We start from the raw sequence: 3,688 nt of genomic DNA on the forward strand, positions 1-3,688 counted from the left end.
CCGTGTGTGTTTCGGGACGTTCAGGCACCGGACCCGGTCCGCAGTGCGGCCAGCGCCATGCGGCGGAGTACCACTCGGGCGGCCGCGGGCGAGTAGGGGATCGCGCTGTGCGGTGTCGAGTTGATGAGCCCGAACGTCGCATGCGCCATTGTGCGCGCATCCGATTCCCGCAGTGCCGGATCGATGCGACGCAACACGTCCACCCAGATCTCGACGTAGCGTCGCTGGGTCTGACGCACCTCCCGGCGCGCGTCGTCGGGCAGCGACTGCAATTCACGGTCCTGCACCCGGATCAGATCCGGTTCGCCGAGTGCGAAGTCCAGGTGGAAATCGACGAGGCGCACCAGTGCGCGCCCGGGTTCGGTCGTGCCGGTCGCGACCGCGGTTCCGCCGGCGAGCAAGCGCCGGCTGATATCGACGAGCAGTTCGACCAGTAGGGCGTCCTTGTTCGGGAAGTGCCGGTAGACGGCGGGGCCACTGATTCCCACAGCGGCGCCGAGATCCTCGAGCCGGACTCCGGCGAACCCGCGTTCGGCGACGAGTCGCGATGCGGCTCGCAGCAGTTGTCCCCGTCGGTCCGCTTTCGCCTGGCTGCGACGGGTGGCGGGCCGCTCCGACGGGTTTTCGGGAGCGTCCTGCACGTCGGGTTCGGACATCGCCGCCTCTTCCGTTCGTGAGATCTCTGGACAACTCAGTTAATCACAGTTAACCTCGATTTCAGTTATTGAAGATTAACTCCAGTGACGAGGACAACGCTGTGACAACCCCTCGAACGACTCTCTCCCCACACCGCGAGCAGCATCTCGCGCTCGTCGGCGAACTGCGTGAACGGCTCGCGGCCGCGGCGCTCGGCGGCAACGAGAAATCCCGCGAACGCCACGTCTCCCGCGGCAAGCTCCTTCCCCGCGACCGCGTCGACGCACTGCTCGACCCGGGCAGCCCGTTCCTCGAGATCGCCCCGCTCGCCGCGAACGGCATGTACGACGACGAATGCCCCGGCGCCGGGATGATCGCAGGAATCGGACGGGTTTCCGGCCGCGAATGCGTCATCGTCGCCAACGACGCCACCGTCAAGGGCGGCACCTACTACCCGATCACGGTCAAAAAGCACCTGCGGGCGCAGGAGATCGCGCTGCAGAACAACCTGCCGTGCCTCTACCTCGTCGACTCCGGCGGCGCGTTCCTGCCGCGGCAGGACGAGGTGTTCCCCGACCGCGAGCACTTCGGCCGCATCTTCTACAACCAGGCGACGATGAGCGCCAAGGGCATCCCGCAGATCGCGGCAGTGCTCGGCTCGTGCACCGCCGGCGGCGCCTACGTCCCGGCGATGAGCGACGAAGCGATCATCGTCCGCAACCAGGGCACCATCTTCCTCGGCGGCCCGCCGCTGGTGAAGGCCGCGACCGGTGAGGTCGTCACCGCGGAGGAACTCGGCGGCGGCGACCTGCACTCGAAGGTCTCCGGCGTCACCGACCACCTCGCCGAGGACGACCGCGACGCCCTGAACAAGGTCCGCGACATCGTCGCCACATTCGGCCCGCGCAGCCCCCGCCCGTGGGACGTGGCCCCCACGTTCGCACCCGCCACCGACCCGTCGGATCTGTACGACGTGGTGCCCACCGATTCACGCACCCCGTACGACGTGCGCGAGGTCATCGCCCGGGTCGTCGACGGCGACCCGGGCGGACCGGATTCGAGCTTCCGCGAGTTCAAGGCCGAATACGGCAAAACCCTGGTCACCGGATTCGCACGGATCCACGGCCATCCGGTCGGGATCGTCGCCAACAACGGCGTGCTGTTCGGCGAATCCGCGCTCAAGGGAGCACATTTCATCGAACTGTGCGACAAGCGGTCGATTCCGCTGCTGTTCTTGCAGAACATCTCCGGGTTCATGGTCGGCCGCGACTACGAAGCCGGGGGCATCGCCAAGCACGGCGCGAAAATGGTCACCGCGGTCGCATGTGCGCGGGTGCCGAAGCTGACCGTGGTGGTCGGCGGGTCCTACGGTGCCGGCAACTATTCGATGTGCGGGCGCGCGTATTCGCCGCGGTTTCTGTGGATGTGGCCCAACGCCCGGATCTCGGTGATGGGTGGTGAGCAGGCCGCGTCGGTCCTCGCGACCGTGCGGTCCGAGCAGCTCGACGCGTCGGGCAAGCCGTGGTCGGCCGACGACGAGGAGGCGTTCAAGGCGCCGATCCGCGATCAGTACGAGGCGCAGGGCAACCCCTACTACTCGACCGCCCGACTCTGGGACGACGGGATCATCGACCCGCTCGATACCAGAGAAGTTCTCGGCCTGGCCTTGTCGGCGTGCGCGAACGCGCCGCTCGAGCCGGTCTCCTACGGCGTCTTCCGGATGTAAGTGAGATGAACATGTTCGAAACCGTTCTGGTCGCCAACCGCGGTGAGATCGCGGTCCGGGTGATCCGCACGTTGCGTCGGATGGGAATTCGTTCCGTCGCAGTGTATTCCGATGCCGACGCCGGTGCGCTGCACGTTCTCGAAGCGGACACCGCGGTGCGGATCGGACCGGCCGCTGCGCGGGAGAGCTACCTCGACATCGCGAAGGTGATCGACGCGGCCCGCAGCACCGGCGCCCGGGCGATCCATCCCGGATACGGCTTCCTGTCCGAGAATTCGGCGTTCGCGCAGGCATGTGCCGATGCGGGGATCGCGTTCCTCGGCCCGCCCGCGAAGGCGATCGAGACGATGGGCGACAAGATCACCGCGAAGAACGCCGTGTCCGCGTTCGACGTGCCCGTTGTTCCCGGTATCTCCCGGCCGGGCCTGACCGACGACGAATTGATCGCCGGTGCCGCCGATGTCGGCTACCCGGTGCTGGTCAAGCCGTCCGCCGGTGGTGGCGGCAAGGGCATGCGTCTGGTCACCGACCCCGCCGATCTGCCCGATGCGCTGGTGTCCGCCCGCCGCGAAGCCGCGTCGGCGTTCGGCGACGACACCCTGTTCCTCGAGCGGTTCGTGCAACGCCCGCGGCACATCGAGGTGCAGATCGTCGCCGACACCCACGGCAACGTCGTGCATCTCGGTGAACGCGAATGCAGCCTGCAGCGCCGGCACCAGAAGGTCATCGAGGAAGCACCCTCGCCGTTGCTCGACGAGGCGACCCGCGCCCGCATCGGCGCCGCGGCGTGCAACACCGCCCGCAGCGTCGACTACACCGGCGCCGGAACCGTCGAGTTCATCGTCTCCGCCGACGCCCCCGACGAGTTCTTCTTCATGGAGATGAACACCCGCCTGCAGGTCGAGCACCCGGTCACCGAACTGGTCACCGGCCTGGACCTGGTCGAATGGCAGGTGCGGGTCGCAGCGGGTGAGCCGCTCGGATTCACCCAGGACGACATCACCCTGACCGGGCATGCGATCGAAGCCCGCGTCTACGCCGAGGACCCCGCGCGTGGTTTCCTGCCGACCGGAGGCACCGTCCTGGGCCTGGACGAGGCGTCCGGCACGGGTGTGCGTGTCGATTCCGGGTTGCGCGAAGGCACCGTCGTGGGCAGCGACTACGACCCGATGCTCTCGAAGGTCATCGCGCACGGCCCGGACCGGGCGTCGGCGCTGCGTCGTCTCGATCGGGCGTTGTCGGAGACCGCGGTACTGGGCGTGGTCACCAATATCGACTTCGCGCGGTTCCTGCTTGCCGACCCGGACGTGCAGGCCGGTGCTCTCG

General features: G+C 67.8%; 3 protein-coding genes. 2 read left to right on the top strand and 1 reads right to left on the bottom strand.

Annotation, left to right across the window (positions count from 1 at the left end; genetic code table 11):
- Nucleotides 1-20: 20 nt before the first annotated feature.
- Nucleotides 21-656, bottom strand: a complete 636-nt coding sequence (locus WAX14_RS09180) for a TetR/AcrR family transcriptional regulator (protein WP_422627774.1) — start codon at nucleotides 654-656, stop codon at nucleotides 21-23.
- A gap of 101 nt (nucleotides 657-757) precedes the next feature.
- Between WAX14_RS09180 and WAX14_RS09185 the strand changes: the two genes are divergently transcribed.
- Nucleotides 758-2,362, top strand: a complete 1,605-nt coding sequence (locus WAX14_RS09185; RefSeq protein WP_422627775.1) for a carboxyl transferase domain-containing protein — start codon at nucleotides 758-760, stop codon at nucleotides 2,360-2,362.
- 11 nt (nucleotides 2,363-2,373) lie between these two features.
- Nucleotides 2,374-3,688, top strand: a 1,315-nt coding sequence (locus WAX14_RS09190; RefSeq protein ID WP_422627776.1) for an acetyl-CoA carboxylase biotin carboxylase subunit, incomplete at its 3' end; no start/stop codon positions are given.

This window comes from Rhodococcus sp. (in: high G+C Gram-positive bacteria), assembly GCF_049299235.1.
Lineage (GTDB): Bacteria > Actinomycetota > Actinomycetes > Mycobacteriales > Mycobacteriaceae > Rhodococcus.